Here is a 15,994-nt window from a genome sequence, read left to right as displayed (position 1 = left end):
CCCACCTACCGTTGGGCTACGCCCTTCACACGCTTGAGGAAGGAGAATTCTTTCCGGAAATTCGTTAAAAACATTATAATTACACCAAACCTTTTACATCTATAAGAGAAACTTAAAAAGATTAAAATATTTAAAAAGAGTAATAATAAATTTTCTAATCAACGAAGTTAGAATACCTGTAATCATTATTACTGTAGATAAATTTTCAGGGCTGATCCCCAGCAATAGAAATCAACAATTCCCCTATAATCAAGCAATTTCAATAGTTGTTGTATAAACTATCTTAAACTCTAGTGGCTCATTATTAATATATGAGCCACTAAAAAAGGAATCCTTATTAAAAGGATTCACCACAGAAAGATATACATCAATAAAAAGAATTAATTATAATATAAAAATAAAAGAAATATATTGAGAAATATATAACAAAATTGAATATTCTTTCTTTTTATCGTAAAATCAATATGAGTCAAGTGACAACATCTCTCTAACTCTCCTAAAAGAATCCTTTATGACATGGGGATTCTTTTGCTTTGGACAAAGTGTCCTTATTTTAGCATTTGCAAAAAAACCTCTTCTTAACCAACTACTCAACAAATATAAGTAAGGATTTAGTTTTAAGAATATTTTTTTGATCTAAGCAACAGGTAATAGCCTTCAATATTTGTTAGATTTAAAAATATCCTAAAAATAAAAAGATGCTCTATCAATACTGTAAGAAGATTTGCTGCTAAACATGCATTTTTTCATTGTACCTTTTATAATCTGAGCTTTTTAACACTAAAGAATTAAGTATAGATTTATAGCCATGAATTCTTCTATTTGTACATATAATATTCTTTATATCTCTCAAAATTTGTTTTTTTTGTTCGTGTTGATGTTATAGGTGATTTTAATGATTTAGATACTGCTACCTGCTTTGGTGTTTGTAATGTGCCCCGTTTCTTAAGTTCTCTATACAAACTACTCACATTGCACCTCAGATTTTTTGCAATAGTTGGATATTCCTCTCCTTGATTAAATAATTGTACTGCTTTTTTACATTTTATGTCCCATTTTTCTTCTGACGTTTGAAATTTTTGAGTTCGTTTTTTAACTCTATTTTTTTCTAAATTAATACCCTCTCTTTCTATTTTACATCGCTTGGAAGAATACTGTTTTGCGTCTGCCTTACGCCCGGAATGCTCCTCCTGTAAACGTAACATTTGTACTTTTTTCGCAATTTCTCTCAAGTTAAAGTCACCTCATTTCGTTTAATAAATTCTACCAGTACTTGATCACCCTATTGTCTGTACCCCCCAATCATCGTTTATAAACAAGCTATAAATACTCAAATTCCCCTTATAATAGTTTTCAATCTAATATTTACGGAAAATTATAATCAATTCTATCTTTACATAATTGGAAACTATAGTAAATTGATAATGTTGACACAGAATATTCTAAACTTTAATTCTAACTATACAAATCAGTAAACTAAATATTTTCTTTGCTTAAAAAGTCAAAAATATCGTTTTCGCATAGCAAAACAAAATACTTTATCTATTGTAGCTATGGCACAAAGAAAAAGAATGCACATGTACTGCACTCTTTTTTAGTAACTCCTATATCAATTTTTCACCACAGTCAGCTCCTCCATTATTAGAAGACTAGACTTTACGCTTCTGAATTTATTATTCTGCAGTACATCAGCTTTTGCAGCTATATTTAACAACACTCTTACTATTATCCTATTTCGAGTTAAAATTAAAGACCTAATACTCCGACAATCTGACATGCCTTAAAATTCACAATATGATAATACATCTCTAATCCCCTTCTTTCTGAGCGAAGAATTTTCCCACGCATTTTAGATAAATGCTGAGATACGGTAGATTGAGGCACATCTAATAGCTCTGTTAACTGTGTTACATTACAAATTTTGTGGCGTTCTAGCTCTTTCACAATTTGTAATCTAACTGGATGGGCCATGATTTTTAATAGTTCTATATCCGCCTCTGGAATTTTGTACATTTCATTACTTACTTGCATTGTTGTCATTTTTTATTTCTCCTTTTTTAACTCTTTTTATTTTTTATCTATTTATAGGTATTTTGTGTTTATTCGAACATATTGTTCATAATCACTGTATTGTTTAATCTTTTGTCTCTCTCAGGTTTAATATATAGAAGTATTATGATAGCTAAAAATCCAACAAAAGATAGCATAGGTATCGAGATGAAACCGAATAAATTTAAGTAATCTTTTGTGCAAGAAACTCCTACTGAACAAATCTGCATCTCACTATTAGGAAACGCTTGAATTGTAATTTGATATACAGATAACATTAAACCAATACACGCAAATGAAAATGCATACATGCTTACGTGCGAATCTTCTATATATATCCCTATCCCCAATATTAATACTAATGGATACATGGCCATTCTTTAGTACCAGCACAAATCACATGGCGGCAGCTTCATCCATTCACTAAAAAACAAACTAATTAACATTGCACTAGTAGCTATCGTCCAAGCAATTACAATGTGATACTTTTGAATGATCAACATCTTATTTTTACCTCACCTATTTTTTAAATACAAAACATTTGCTAGTATATGACTAGTTTATTTCCGAGTTTCGAGTACCCTGTTTCAATAGAAAGTATCCAATCATTGATATCTTCTCAGTCGTATCCCCTCTCTTTTAATTCTAGAGGGAAAAGATTTTCAAAATCACCACGCATTTCGTACATGGTTTCTAATGCTTTTTCTAGCGAACCAAATCTATATACCATGTGTGTATGTACTTTTTTGTTTTTCTTTTCTCCTACAACTAAATATACATACCTTCTTTCTTTCGCTAAAACAAACTTTAAAAATCCAGGTACTTGACTCACCTTTCACACTCCTTTTCGGCTTTCCTTACCAAACTTAAAAGGATATGAGTAAGGAAAACTATTTAGCTTTAATTACCAATTTAATAAATGTCCCGTTTTTTTGCTTTGAAAATACAAGAAAACGCTCATCATCACAATATTTATTACACCTGCTGCAGCACCAATTTTGGAGATAACATACACATATTCATTATTACTAAATGGCAATAGACTCGCGAAAATAAATAAAATTGAAATGATAAAGGATAAGAGCATATTTCTTTTGTTTTCATTCATTCAAAAAACCTCCATTTTGCACAAATATTTGTATTGCAATGGGTTAGGGTGTTAAGCTGCATCTTTACGGTTATAATGCTGGTTCTTTTCATCTACAAAGCCTTTAATGCTCCATACGCCAACCTTTGATTCTTTTGCTTCATTTTCTGCTTCTTTCATTTCAGATAGAATTTTAGTATTAGGTCTAGAAATATAGGCTATAATCCCATAACCCGACTTGACCATTAATTCGTTGATGTGTATTCCATCGCAAAATACATAAGCCAATTTTCTACCGTATTTGACTTCTTTTGGTCCCCGATCATAAACAAATGTTACACTTTTCCCTTCTAGCTGTTTCTTTAAAAAGGAAGATGGTTCTTTTCCCATCTTTTGTGGTGGAATTTTTTGAGATACAGACTCAGGGGTATCTAATAACAGTAACCTTACCATCTGTTTCTGCCCCTTTACGTTTACGTCTATTGTATCTCCGTCTTTTATATGTAATACCTTCCCTTTAACGGTCTCTAAGTCTTTTAATTTCCCCTTATAATTCCCTGGAATATCAACAATACCTTTCCCTTTTACGTGCTGTTGTATTCCGTTTTGTACTGCTTGGGCAGGTCTCGAATCATTTTTTGCTTGCGTCGAATTGCTACATGCTGTCATTTGAAATACAAATGATGTTATACAAATAGCCTTAATTCATATTTTCATATCGGAAATTCTTCCTCCTAATCAAAATACGTAAATAGCTACATCTAATAAACAAACGGACTCTCTATTGTATTTACTTCTCGATAATTACAACATAGGCAATACTGTATCCATTTTGGATAATCATTATAAAGTACTCTAAATGAGCGTTTCTTACAATTCGGGCATATTGACACTATGTTTTTTTCATTCTCTTCCTGACTTTTCAATTTTTCAAAAGAAACATTAGTAGATGCTATATTACTGGTACACAATATACATCCCCCTTTTCAGTCTTGAAATCTTAAAAACAAATAAAAAAGGACACACCTATCGCATATGTATGCGTAGGTGTGTCCTTTTGCAAGATAGTTTTAGAAGTATTTTGTTACTTTCATCATATCATACTTCTTATTAATTTTATATACGAAATTAAAGATTTTACGATATTATTTCTTTTTCTCATGTATAAACATAATGCGTTGTTTTTGTATAACATAGCTTAATTTTGCATCAAGTTTTTCTCCATTATTCCTATTTTCAAAACTTGAAATTGTATTGGTCATATTCTTTCTAATAACTTTTTTTATTTCGTGCTAGTTATTTTCTTTTTCAACATGATGTTATTTTTCTTTTATTCTGGGTAAACAAATATTACGGGTAGAAAAACGAAAAATTTCTCTTATTCTAAAATAATTCCCTCGACACAAAGATACTATCTCGTTCAAGCATTCAACTTAATAAATATGTTTTAGGAAGGTTAGAAAAAATGGATATTTTATTAGCGATTTTACCAGCATTATTTTGGGGAAGTATTGTACTCTTCAACGTTAAACTAGGAGGCGGTCCTTACAGTCAAATACTTGGAACTACCCTTGGCGCTCTAGTTTTTTCTATCGGTGTTTATATTTTTATAAAACCCGTTTTGACGCCCGTGATGATAATTGTCGGGATTATATCTGGCCTATTTTGGGCATTAGGACAAGCCAATCAATTGAAAAGTATTGATTTAATTGGGGTTTCTAAAACAATGCCTATTTCAACAGGGATGCAATTAGTTTCGACTACTTTATTTGGGGTCATTGTATTTCATGAATGGCCAACAACAACATCTGTTGTATTAGGTGTTCTGGCACTTCTTTGTATCATAATCGGAATCGTTCTCACATCTCTCCAAAGCAAAGAGGAGAAAAACGATGAACAAAAAGGAAATTTCAAAAAAGGGATTGTGATGTTATTAATTTCAACTCTTGGTTACTTAGTATATGTGGTAATTATCCGCCTATTCGGTATAGACGGATGGTCAGCGTTATTACCACAAGCCATTGGTATGGTGTTAGGTGGAATTCTACTAACCTTTAAGCATCAACCATTTAATAAATATGCGATTCGCAATATTATTCCTGGTTTAATTTGGGCAGCAGGAAATATGTTTTTATTTATTTCCCAGCCGCGTGTAGGGGTGGCAACAAGCTTTTCCCTTTCCCAAATGGGGATCGTGATCTCAACTTTAGGTGGAATTTTTATATTAGGTGAAAAGAAAACAAAACGACAATTTATTGCGATTGTCATTGGAATTATCTTCATTATTGCAGCTGGCATTATGTTAGGAATTGCTAAAGGATAAAAAGGAGGAAAAAATTATGTATACAGATTTAAAAGGGAAAGTTGTTGTTATTACAGGTGCATCCACAGGATTAGGAAGAGCGATGGCAATTCGTTTTGGAGAAGAACAAGCCAAAGTTGTAATTAATTATTATTCAAACGAATCAGAAGCAAATGAAGTAGTACAAGTAGTTAAACAAGCAGGTGGAGAAGCGATTGCGGTAAAAGGAGATGTAACAGTTGAATCAGATGTTATCAATCTCGTTAAATCTGCTGTGAAAGAATTTGGTACACTGGATGTCATGATTAATAATGCGGGTATTGAAAATTCAGTACCATCACATGAAATGCCATTAAGTGATTGGAATAAGGTAATTGCTACAAATTTAACAGGGGCTTTCTTAGGGAGCCGGGAAGCAATTAAATATTTTGTTAAGCATGATATTAAGGGTAGTGTTATTAATATGTCAAGCGTTCACGAGCAAATTCCATGGCCATTATTTGTACACTATGCAGCAAGTAAAGGTGGCGTTAAGCTAATGACAGAAACATTAGCACTAGAATATGCACCAAAAGGAATCCGTGTAAATAATATTGGGCCTGGTGCTATGAATACGCCGATTAATGCTGAAAAATTTACGGATCCAGAAAAACGTGCCGATGTTGAAAGTATGGTTCCTATGGGATATATCGGAGAACCGAAAGAAATTGCAGCGGTAGCAGCATGGCTTGCTTCTTCACAAGCGAGCTATGTAACAGGTATTACACTGTTTGCTGATGGTGGTATGTCGCTTTATCCATCTTTCCAAGCTGGACGTGGTTGATTGATATATAACTAAATTAGTTACTTTCAATATGTTTAAATGCGGCAGTTAGCTTTTTTATTGAGTAACTTTTTAATTATTGGTAACATCACATACATTTTGTAAAAAATACACTTTTCTTTCTGTAGAATTATAGTAAAGGATAATGTTATTTTATTTTAGGTTTACAATTTCGCTTTAGTTAAATGCCGATGGGTAAAGAAGCCCTATTAAATTTAATATTATAATCAAAACAAAGGTATCCTTTATTATAAGGTATTCCTTTGTTCTGATTATATAGTTATCTATTTTCAATTTCCAAGTAGCCCATTTATATAGTATATTTATAGGTTACCTAGGATAAATTATAATATTATTTGAAATTAGTTTTCCTATAGGCTGTGTATGAGCGGCATCTTTGTATAATTGAACTATAATATCTGTAGTTTCTTTTTCGCGAACATTACCTATTTTTAGTTGTTTTATTGGAATTTTCGAAGAAAAACTTCCAACAGTTGTATCATATGCTACAGACTCTAGGTCTCTATCTGATAAAGCCGTATCATAATACATGTTATTACAATTTCCTTCTGCCTCTAATTGCATGCCTACGGTTTTATTATTGGGCTTATATTCAGTTTGATCAGTATTTACCCTAGCTTTACAATTGTTACCTGCAGCTGTAACTTTATACCATCCTCCCGATGTAGCTTCAGCATTTCCTGATGTAATGAAAATACAACCAAACATAAAACTCAATCCCATTAAAACTTTCATATATTAGATGCCCTATTTAGTCATTCTTGGATCCCATTTTTACTAATAACCTTAACAAGTGGTTATTTGCATAATTAGACTATTGTATCCAAAATAAAAAAACACTATTCTTCCTTTATATTTCCACAGAGAGAAAGGCGTTTTTCCCGCAGATATTTCTCTAAACTTTTGAGAGAGATATTAATGGAAGATTGTTATTCCCTATGTTCCTCTACCATCTTATAGTAATCAATTTTTTCTTCAATAAACAATATACTACTCGGAGTATACCGAGTGTATTTTTGTAAATACTAAAATTGTTAAATGTTAAATCGAGGAGGGTTTGTATGCAAGATCGTAAAAAAGCTATAAAAAGTCCTGGTTCTGTTATGAAACAAGATTTTGCTGAAACAGATGCACAAAAAGTGAAACAAGAAATTCAAAATGATGTAAGAGCAGGACAAGGAGCAATGACTTCCCGAGAGGCAGGGGCAATGCGAGATTAAGAAAACACTCCTTATTGGTTTTTTCTTCTCTAGAACTTTAACCAGTAAGGAGTTATTCCCGAACTATTTTAGCTTTTTACGTTTTTCCTTTAGAAACATAATGCGTTTCGTTTGTAAATCATAGGTTAATCTTACATCGAATTTCTCTCCATTAAATCTATTTTTTTAAACTAAGATTATTTTCTTTCAGATAATGTATTGCATCTTTGTTCACCGATCTTAAATCTATACCTTGTTTCTCTGCCGCAAATGAACATCCACAATAACACTGACGGAAAACATCATATTCATTACACATTTCAATTGAACGTTGATATCCATTACTTTTTTTGAAATCACTTGGTAAATAACGCGAATCATAATTTTTTTGCACACCGATTCCAAGTTCATTTATTAATTGACTATTTTTATTTTTAGAAAGAGTAATGGCACTCCCAAAGTAATCAAAACCTTTTTCTTGTGCTACCTCAGCTGAACGATCCAATCTCATATCAAAACAAGCTGAACAACGAAGCCCGCCTTCTGGCTCTTCTGCCAAACCTTCTTCTTTTACCATTTTAAAAAATACATTTGAACGGTAGTCATCCTCAAGAAATCCTACTGTGTGCCCAGTACGATCATTGAACTTTTCTACAAAGATCTTTTGTTCATTAGAGCGTCGCATGTACTCACTTTTCGGATGAATATTCGAATTCGAGAAAAAAACCGTAATATCTGCATGTTCTGCAAGAAATTCCAATGAAGCAGTACTACAAGGAGCACAGCATGAATGAAGTAACACTTTTGGTCTTTCGTTCCTTGCTTCCCAATCATTAATCATTTTTCTTAATACTTTATCATAATTTATTTTCTGATTCTTCATTTTCTTTAAATACGTTTCTACATCTAACACTTCTTTCACAACTAAACCTCCTGTTTATTTTTATTTATTATATCACTTAAATTAATTAATAAAATATAGTAATGTATGTATTTATCGATCATAAAACGGTTCTTATGACCTTTGGTGATGGCTAAAATAATATATGTATTCTATTACCTCTATTTCTAAAATAAATCCTTAATCCTTCTTTTTCATCACAAAATCTTTTGGATTACCTTTTAACTGGTAATACTTCACGTTAAGACGAATAACTACTACGATGATTACCAAAAATCCTATTATATATAACATTGTTCCTTGCTCCGTTTCTTATTGTTTAGCGAACTTATTCTGTAAATACTTCACATGTTTATTTTCAGTATCCTTATCAGTAATATTCGCTTGCAAAATAGTCTGGTAAATATGTTCGACCTCGTCTTTTGTTAATTTCACATCAATATAGGATTCGATACATTTCTTTAGATCGTTATAATATAGGACATGTTTATCTTTAGAATGAACATTTACTCTTTTTAGGCTGCATTTTGGATGAAACGCTACAATAGAAATACACGGCAGCTGTTGTTCGATCACCCATTCAATTGTTTTCATGTGCTTATAGTTTTGTCTAAATGGATTCTGAAAAGAGTGTTTCTTTCTAAAAATACCTTTTGTCCATCTTGCTGTCTTCTCACTTCCATAAATCCAGCCCTCGTAGTTCTTCGTTTCTATAACAAATATACCTGTTTCTGCGATAACAATATGGTCAATTTGAGTTGTATCACCATACTCTGTATGAACCGTCACATCATGTAACACCCAATACCTTTCGTGATCTAATTTTCTTAATATACGTTTTACCATCTTTTCTCCAGCTCTTCCTTTCCATTTTGGAGCATGTTTTTTTACCATAATGTTTATCGGTATCAGAAGCACAATTAGAATTAATTCAAATATTAATACTTTCATAATATAAGTCCCCTTTTCACATTCTTGTGTTTCTACGCATTAAACGATATACATGGGTTTCTAATCCTAAAATATAATATGAGATACATAAACCTTTTATCACCATCTCTATGAATCCTAATGCTAATGAAACAATGAGTCCGCCCCGAAATTGAAAAGGTCTTGTCACCCTCCGATTCACTGGTTTTTCAATCACTCCAAAATTAGCCCAGGTTGGCAAACGCTTTTCTACATTCTTTATAGTGCCCATTAATCCATATTTCAATGACAAAATGAAACATCCAATTAGTAGATATACAATAGAAGAAAAATAGATAGATAAGCCCATAACAATAATTGTGAGCAGCCAACCTATCAAGATAGAATTACGTAAAGCGGTATATTCTGGATTTCTTTTCAAAACAAGCACTCCTATCAAAATAAATTAAGTTATTATTAAATACGAGGTATGAATTTCTAATTTAAATATTATTTTAGCTTCTATCTTCCTCGTCTGTTTTGCAGGCATACCAGCTCTACTACAAGTTCTGTTCATTCTACAAATGGAAATCCTTTACAACAAAAAAAACGATTAAAAATCGAACGAATTATCCCCTATATCAGAGGAGATATTTGCAGAATACGAAAGGAAAAATCAGATGGGTAGATAAAAGGTACTGAATGAACATTCAGTACCTTTTGCATATATATATATATATTTCTTTACATATTTGCAAATAACCATGGAGCCAGTACGGCTAACATACATAGTAAACAAGATCCCGTTATAACGCGATTAGACCAACGATAATACTCAGGTTGTTTTGTACTCTCATGAATTTTTCTTAAACGAATACCTGCAATTAACATAAAGGGTGTGAAAATAAGTGCTGTTGCTTTAAACAGGTCTAAAAAATCCGTAAAAATGTTCATAAACGAAAATACATCCGAACTAAATAAGAAATATACACTTAATCTCATTGCCATCATACTAACGAACGAGAAAATCATACTCCCTGTTGCCCATTTCATCCATTGACCATTCTTTGTAATTAACGCCATAACCATGACAATAACACCTAATATGAAAGAGATAGAAAAGATATTTACCCCTACTTTAAAAGCTGGTGCATACATACCCTCAACTTTTTGTATAATTGATGACCCAAATGAATCGTCTTTCTCTGTCATTTTTGTTCGATTGTTTAATCCTTCGTTAAAAGATGAAGAAACATCATTTCCTTTCAATTCATTAAAATCCACTTTTACAGATGCATGAGCTGTATGTAAAGGTATGAGTACTAGGATAATAAAAACAAATGTACATAAAACTCCAATCATCCCTTTTTCTCGCTTCACAACACATCACCCGCTAATTTTGGCTTAATGCTCTTTAATTTGATTTCATTTCCTTCTGCAACATAACGGAGATCTGCGGAATAATAGATATTGGCTTTTGTATATGCCCCCATAATCGCATTTGCAATTTCTTCTTTTTCTACTGCTACATATGTTTCATTTTCATTATAAAACTCTATTTCAATTCGATTAATATTATTATTTAATACTGTTATATGTAACTCTTTTAAGCTATTCAAACGATTTCCTAAACCACACACTAGCTTAAATACCTTACTCGCAAGTGTAGGTGGCTTAACATACGTCGTATTAAAATGAATCGTTTCATCATCTATAACACCATCTTCCTCAACTGCGCACGTCATAATGAAAGAATGATTTTGTTTTTCAATTTCTTGTTGATTTAACTTGCGATCAATGACATATTTCAGACTTGTTGATAGATTTTCTATATATTCATCCAGTTCAGTATTTGAAATTTTAACCTCTGAGAATTCTGGGAAAATCATGTAAGCGTGCATATTAGAACTACTTTTACTTACACGTAATACCTGTACCTGTTTCTTTTCATAGCGCACCGTTTGTTCCAATTTTTTTACTACATTGTTGCTTATATGATCTATTATCATATTTCATCAGCCTCCAGTAATTTTAATAAAATAATTTTTACAATCTCATGTATATAAAGCATTGCAATATTTTGCTGAGGTCTCGAAACTCATATTTTATGACTAATAATCACTTTAATCTTAAAACATCTTAATATCACAATGACGTACAGTGTTTCATTATAGTCGAATATTTTTATATGGTGAATCGTTCTGTTTCACTCATTTTCATAAAAATAAAAGGCTATTTTATCCTTATACAAATGAGTGAGAACATACTGTATTTCATGCTATTTATCTAAGAAAATTTAACTGGGAAATGGATGTTATACACTCCCTAGTCATCTATTATTTGATTCAACTAATGTATAGAAATTAGGTGGATTCACCTCAAATTTTATATACATTTATATATTTTCTGGTATTATCCCTCCTTCTATATAAATCCGATAGCACTTCTTATTAGATATCTTTATAAATAATGTTAGTCCTTGTTCTCTTTCTGTCACTTTTGCAGTCCACTTTAACGCTTGTGCCTCTTCTACTTCTGATTTTCACTATTCACAAAAAGCACAATTGTTCAAGTTCTAAAAATGTTATTCATGTTCTCACTTAGCATTTACTTCTCCATCCAAATTCTTTTAGACCGATGTAACAAATAAATTGTAAACACTGACAGACCCTTTTCTAATGTAATTTCCATTGTGAGAGTAGTAATACGCTCTTACTCTTTACTAATCATTCTGCATTCCCTTGGTCAGCAAGAAACAAGACGTTTCACCAATACATTTCCCCTCTCAATTATGCAAATGAATCGTACTTAAACTAGCCCTTTATGAATTTGTTTTTTCCTTTTTCTTCTATGTATTGAAATTAAATAAAATTTTTCCGCTAAATCATTTTTATATGCATAATTATTCCTACCAGATTTCTAATTGCAATAAAAAAGGAAGCTCCAAGTATACATATCACTTAGTTCTTCCTTTTCCCCTGTATAAACTACCATTACATGATTTATATCGTAGTTCTTCATTTGTACTCCCTAATAACTTATCTATATCAATCAATATATCATCGGGCTCTTTAGATTACTCTTTTAGATCAACTAATACTATTCAAACATTATTTTATATCTTTTTGTTATGTTATGAATCATAAATAATCCCACCTGCAACTTGAAAACAACATAAAAAGGACTTCTTCAAGTCGATTAAAAATGTGCATAACAAAATAAGCTATATATGCACTAATCGGCTCAAAGAAGCCCTTTCAAAATTGAAACAAGAACACAACTTGCTTCTGCAACTCAACCACAACACATAAGGCGTGGGAATAAACGGAATTCAACAAATAACACTATAACTATATATTATACAATTTAGATTTTTGTATCAAGAATTTTTTTATTATCTTTAGTCATTTGTCAGATTTTATACAATCAATAGTATCATCTAATAAGTTAATTCCAAGATCAGATATTTTAATATTAATAGTAATCACCAGTGAAGTTTCACTAATGATGATAAATAAAAGACGCCAACTAACGTCTTTTATTTTCCCTTCTATATTTTGGTTTTTCAATAATTTAACGAATTTCCGGAAAGAATTCTCCTTCCTCAAGCGTGTGAAGGGCGTAGCCCAACGGTAGGTGGGAGATGAATTTCGGTTTGGCGTAGCCAAAAGGTTTTCCTTTTTATTTTGCCTCTGATATAATCAGTCTTATAAATTATAAGGGCTGGTATATAAATGAAATTAGATAGTAATAACCATTCAGTATTCTTGTTATATTATCACCTTGTGTTGGTCGTGAAATACAGAAGAAATGTGTTTGATGATGATATGTCAGACTATGCAAAAGATATGTTTGCTCGACTATCTGAAAACTATAACATCACGTTAGTTGAATGGAATCATGATGTAGACCACGTTCATATTAATACTACACATGCGGCTTCCATTATATACAGCATCCCAACTTATTCTTTTATTATTTTGAAAGTACTGTTGAAACGATTGAAGGTTAATATAAAAACATATTATCTTTAAGTCCACTTATAAAAATAAGTGGACTTTTTTATATAACAATTATTAGAATTTTCTGTATTGATTTTCTAAAGTTTTATTCAGAGGTTATTATTATCATATTCAGAATTATATAAAAGTGTCAAAAAGATAGATATATGCAAAAAAATGGAATATGTGAAATTAGGGATGGGGAGTGTTATTTTTGAAAAAGAAAGTTTTATCTTCAACACTAGCTTTATCTATGGCTTTAGGGACATTTGCGACATTAGGTACGCCACGTACATATGCAGCAGAGCAAAAAATTCAATACAACCAAGAATTCCAGACACCATCTTATATGGGGGAAGAGTGGAAAGCACCGAAAGGACTAGATAAAAAAGAAACGGTGTTCGAGTATTTAAAAAGTAAGAAAGAAATGTTTAAATTAGCAGGAAATATGGAAAAGCACTTTGAAATTGTATCTGAAGAGAAAGATGAAAAGACAAATACAACGCATGTGAAATTAGTTGAGACGCATAACAATGTGCCCGTTTATGGATCGGATCAAACGATTGCACTTGATGAAAATAACAATGTAAAAGCATTTTTTGGACAGGTTGTTCCTGATGTGGCTGGTAAAAACATCCCCGCTGAACCCAACATCTCACAAGTAGAAGCTGAGAAAATTGCAAAAGCAGATATCGAGAAAGAAATTGGAAAAGTAGAGGATTACGATAGTATCAAAAAAGATTTATTTGTATATGAGAAAGACGGCAATTACTACTTATCATATTTAGTAAAAGCTTCTATTTCTAAGCCAGAACCAGGATATTGGCATTATTTCATTAATGCGACAAATGGAAATGTTATCAATAAATATAATGCAATCGATCATATGGAAGGCTTCGGTTATGGCGTACTCGGACAAAGAACTTCATTTAAAATTGAGCAAAATAAAGCAGGTTCATATCATTTGTTGGATGGTACACGAGGGAATGGAATTCATACTCTTGACGCAAGAAATTCCTCTGTACCATGGCTGTATGAGGAATGGGACAGATCTCGCTTCACAGGTTGGGAAGTAGTAAGTGAATCAAAAATGTTCCAGGATAAAGCTGCAGTTGATGCCCACGTAAATACAGCAAAAGTATACGATTATTTCAAAAAAACATTTGACCGTAACTCGTTTGATAATAAAGGGGCAAAATTAATTTCAACTGTTCATGTCGGCGATCAATGGAACAATGCAGCTTGGAATGGAAGACAAATGCTATATGGGGATGGGGATGGCGAAATATTCTTACCGTACTCCGCAAGTTTAGATGTTATTGCTCATGAGTTAACGCACGCAGTAACAGAGCATTCTGCGAATTTAGTATATGAAAACGAACCAGGTGCATTGAACGAATCTATATCTGATATTTTTGGAGCGATGGTAGACCGTGATGACTGGCAGCTTGGTGAGGATATTTATACACCAGACACCGATGGGGATGCGCTCCGCTCTTTAAGTGACCCAACATCAATTTCAATTCCACCAAGTCCAATGCATGATTTTCCAGATCATTACCCAGATCATTACAGCAAGCTTTACACTGGTGAGTTGGATTACGGTGGTGTTCATATTAACAGTAGTATAAACAATAAAGCGGCATATTTAATTGCTGAAGGCGGAACACATTATGGAGTATCAGTAAAAGGCGTTGGCCGCGAAGCAACGGAGAAAATTTATTATCGTGCACTTACAAAATATTTAACAGCAAATTCGAACTTTAGCATGATGCGTCAAGCTGCAATTCAATCAGCAAAAGATTTATATGGTGAGAACTCGAAAGAAGTACAGGCAGTAACGAAGGCTTATGATGCAATTGGTGTAAAGTAAGATATAAAAAAGATCTGATATTATTATGTCAGGTCTTTTTTATATCTTATTTTTTGACACCTAAACTCACTATGAGAAACTATATATATGTAAAATGATAAAGACATTCATATAGCTAGGACCCTCAGCTTGATAATATGGTAAAATGAACTCCTTTTGCAGCATGAACAACACAGTTTGACGGCATATGTGAAATCATTAAGGAGGAAAACAAATTAACTCGGCCGATAAAAGAACTGATTGAGAACATGTTATTATATTCTTTATTATCTGAAGTAAAAATACTAATTACATATTAATAAGATGGTTATTTTCTCTTTAGCTATTTTAAAGTTGTTGGTATTGACCAACAAAATAGTGCTGCTATATATATATGTCTTATTCATATTATTTTATATTTTAAATCTATATCTTTTTGCTCCAAATGTCCTTCAGTAAGTTCATCAATCTTATCTACATGTTACAAAATCTTTTCATTATGAGTAATAATAATTTTGGTTTAAGGAATATGAAATAAATTATTAATTACATAATCTGCTGTTTCCACATCTAAATAATAGTAGGTTCATCTAAAATTAAAATGGGATATTTTTCAATAATACACATAATACAACTAATATTTGTCCATCCGTTGAACTACTCACCACTTAACGCCCTTACGGACTTTTTGAAGTGGGAGATTCCTGCGAACACCGGTGTACCCACCGGTTATCTTAGCAGGCTCTACCCGTAGTCCCTACGGTGAGAACATAAGTATTTTGTACGTTAACGCACCACACTCCCTACTTTAGCTTGGTTTTCGCAACTTCGGCAAGCATGGGGCGATAGA

General features: G+C 32.1%; 14 protein-coding genes and 4 pseudogenes. 6 read left to right on the top strand and 12 right to left on the bottom strand.

The window, feature by feature from the left end:
* Positions 1-818: 818 nt before the first annotated feature.
* From QO049_RS29210 to QO049_RS29185, 6 genes and pseudogenes are all read right to left on the bottom strand, one after another.
* Positions 819-1,232 carry a hypothetical protein gene (locus QO049_RS29210; RefSeq protein ID WP_097862032.1) on the bottom strand — a complete coding sequence of 138 codons (414 nt, stop codon included), beginning with the start codon at positions 1,230-1,232 and terminating at the stop codon, positions 819-821.
* 514 nt (positions 1,233-1,746) lie between these two features.
* On the bottom strand, positions 1,747-2,040 hold the full coding sequence (locus QO049_RS29205) for an ArsR/SmtB family transcription factor (RefSeq protein WP_000210392.1): 294 nt from the start codon (positions 2,038-2,040) through the stop codon (positions 1,747-1,749).
* Positions 2,041-2,099: 59 nt separating this feature from the next.
* Positions 2,100-2,552: pseudogene (locus QO049_RS29200) on the bottom strand (disulfide bond formation protein B).
* A 41-nt stretch (positions 2,553-2,593) separates the two neighbouring features.
* Positions 2,594-2,881: pseudogene (locus QO049_RS29195) on the bottom strand (hypothetical protein).
* Between the two features lie 72 nt (positions 2,882-2,953).
* Complete coding sequence (locus QO049_RS29190) at positions 2,954-3,157, bottom strand: hypothetical protein (protein WP_001004894.1); 204 nt, start codon at positions 3,155-3,157, stop codon at positions 2,954-2,956.
* A 51-nt stretch (positions 3,158-3,208) separates the two neighbouring features.
* Entirely contained in the window at positions 3,209-3,805 is a 597-nt protein-coding gene (locus tag QO049_RS29185) for a thermonuclease family protein (protein ID WP_284489746.1), read from the bottom strand.
* A gap of 796 nt (positions 3,806-4,601) precedes the next feature.
* On the opposite strand from QO049_RS29185, the gene QO049_RS29180 reads away from it, so the two are divergent.
* Both QO049_RS29180 and gdh read left to right on the top strand, forming a co-directional pair.
* Positions 4,602-5,459 (top strand): RhaT/GlcU family sugar-proton symporter, encoded by an 858-nt coding sequence (locus QO049_RS29180; RefSeq protein WP_097862035.1) that lies wholly within the window; start codon positions 4,602-4,604, stop codon positions 5,457-5,459.
* 16 nt (positions 5,460-5,475) lie between these two features.
* On the top strand, positions 5,476-6,261 hold the full coding sequence (gene gdh, locus QO049_RS29175; protein WP_284489745.1) for a glucose 1-dehydrogenase: 786 nt from the start codon (positions 5,476-5,478) through the stop codon (positions 6,259-6,261).
* A gap of 330 nt (positions 6,262-6,591) precedes the next feature.
* On the opposite strand, the gene QO049_RS29170 is transcribed toward gdh, so the two are convergent.
* Complete coding sequence (locus QO049_RS29170; RefSeq protein WP_284489744.1) at positions 6,592-7,017, bottom strand: hypothetical protein; 426 nt, start codon at positions 7,015-7,017, stop codon at positions 6,592-6,594.
* A gap of 326 nt (positions 7,018-7,343) precedes the next feature.
* On the opposite strand from QO049_RS29170, the gene QO049_RS29165 reads away from it, so the two are divergent.
* A complete protein-coding gene (locus QO049_RS29165) occupies positions 7,344-7,502 on the top strand; it encodes a hypothetical protein (RefSeq protein WP_284489743.1) in 159 nt (52 codons plus the stop codon).
* A 157-nt stretch (positions 7,503-7,659) separates the two neighbouring features.
* Here QO049_RS29165 and QO049_RS29160 read toward each other — a convergent pair whose 3' ends face one another.
* From QO049_RS29160 to QO049_RS29140, 5 genes are all read right to left on the bottom strand, one after another.
* Entirely contained in the window at positions 7,660-8,394 is a 735-nt protein-coding gene (locus QO049_RS29160; RefSeq protein ID WP_031303436.1) for an epoxyqueuosine reductase QueH, read from the bottom strand.
* Between the two features lie 300 nt (positions 8,395-8,694).
* Positions 8,695-9,333, bottom strand: a complete 639-nt coding sequence (locus tag QO049_RS29155; RefSeq protein ID WP_097862037.1) for a nuclease-related domain-containing protein — start codon at positions 9,331-9,333, stop codon at positions 8,695-8,697.
* Between the two features lie 16 nt (positions 9,334-9,349).
* Positions 9,350-9,733, bottom strand: a complete 384-nt coding sequence (locus QO049_RS29150; protein ID WP_097862038.1) for a hypothetical protein — start codon at positions 9,731-9,733, stop codon at positions 9,350-9,352.
* A 302-nt stretch (positions 9,734-10,035) separates the two neighbouring features.
* Positions 10,036-10,671, bottom strand: coding sequence for a hypothetical protein (locus QO049_RS29145; protein WP_284489742.1), 636 nt, complete (start codon positions 10,669-10,671; stop codon positions 10,036-10,038).
* Entirely contained in the window at positions 10,668-11,300 is a 633-nt protein-coding gene (locus QO049_RS29140) for a hypothetical protein (protein WP_000582596.1), read from the bottom strand. Before QO049_RS29140 ends, QO049_RS29145 begins: the two co-directional genes overlap by 4 nt.
* Before the next feature lie 1,725 nt (positions 11,301-13,025).
* Here QO049_RS29140 and tnpA point away from each other — a divergent pair.
* From tnpA to QO049_RS29125, 3 genes and pseudogenes are all read left to right on the top strand, one after another.
* A pseudogene (tnpA, locus tag QO049_RS29135) lies at positions 13,026-13,214 on the top strand (IS200/IS605 family transposase); the annotation flags it as partial.
* A gap of 292 nt (positions 13,215-13,506) precedes the next feature.
* Positions 13,507-15,165, top strand: a complete 1,659-nt coding sequence (locus tag QO049_RS29130; protein WP_246963591.1) for a M4 family metallopeptidase — start codon at positions 13,507-13,509, stop codon at positions 15,163-15,165.
* Positions 15,166-15,350: 185 nt separating this feature from the next.
* Positions 15,351-15,647, top strand: a pseudogene (locus QO049_RS29125) (YolD-like family protein).
* Positions 15,648-15,994: the final 347 nt, after the last annotated feature.

The organism is Bacillus sp. RB3 (genome assembly GCF_030164735.1).
Classification (GTDB): domain Bacteria; phylum Bacillota; class Bacilli; order Bacillales; family Bacillaceae_G; genus Bacillus_A; species Bacillus_A cereus.
This window is presented reverse-complemented; position numbering and strand designations above follow the sequence as displayed.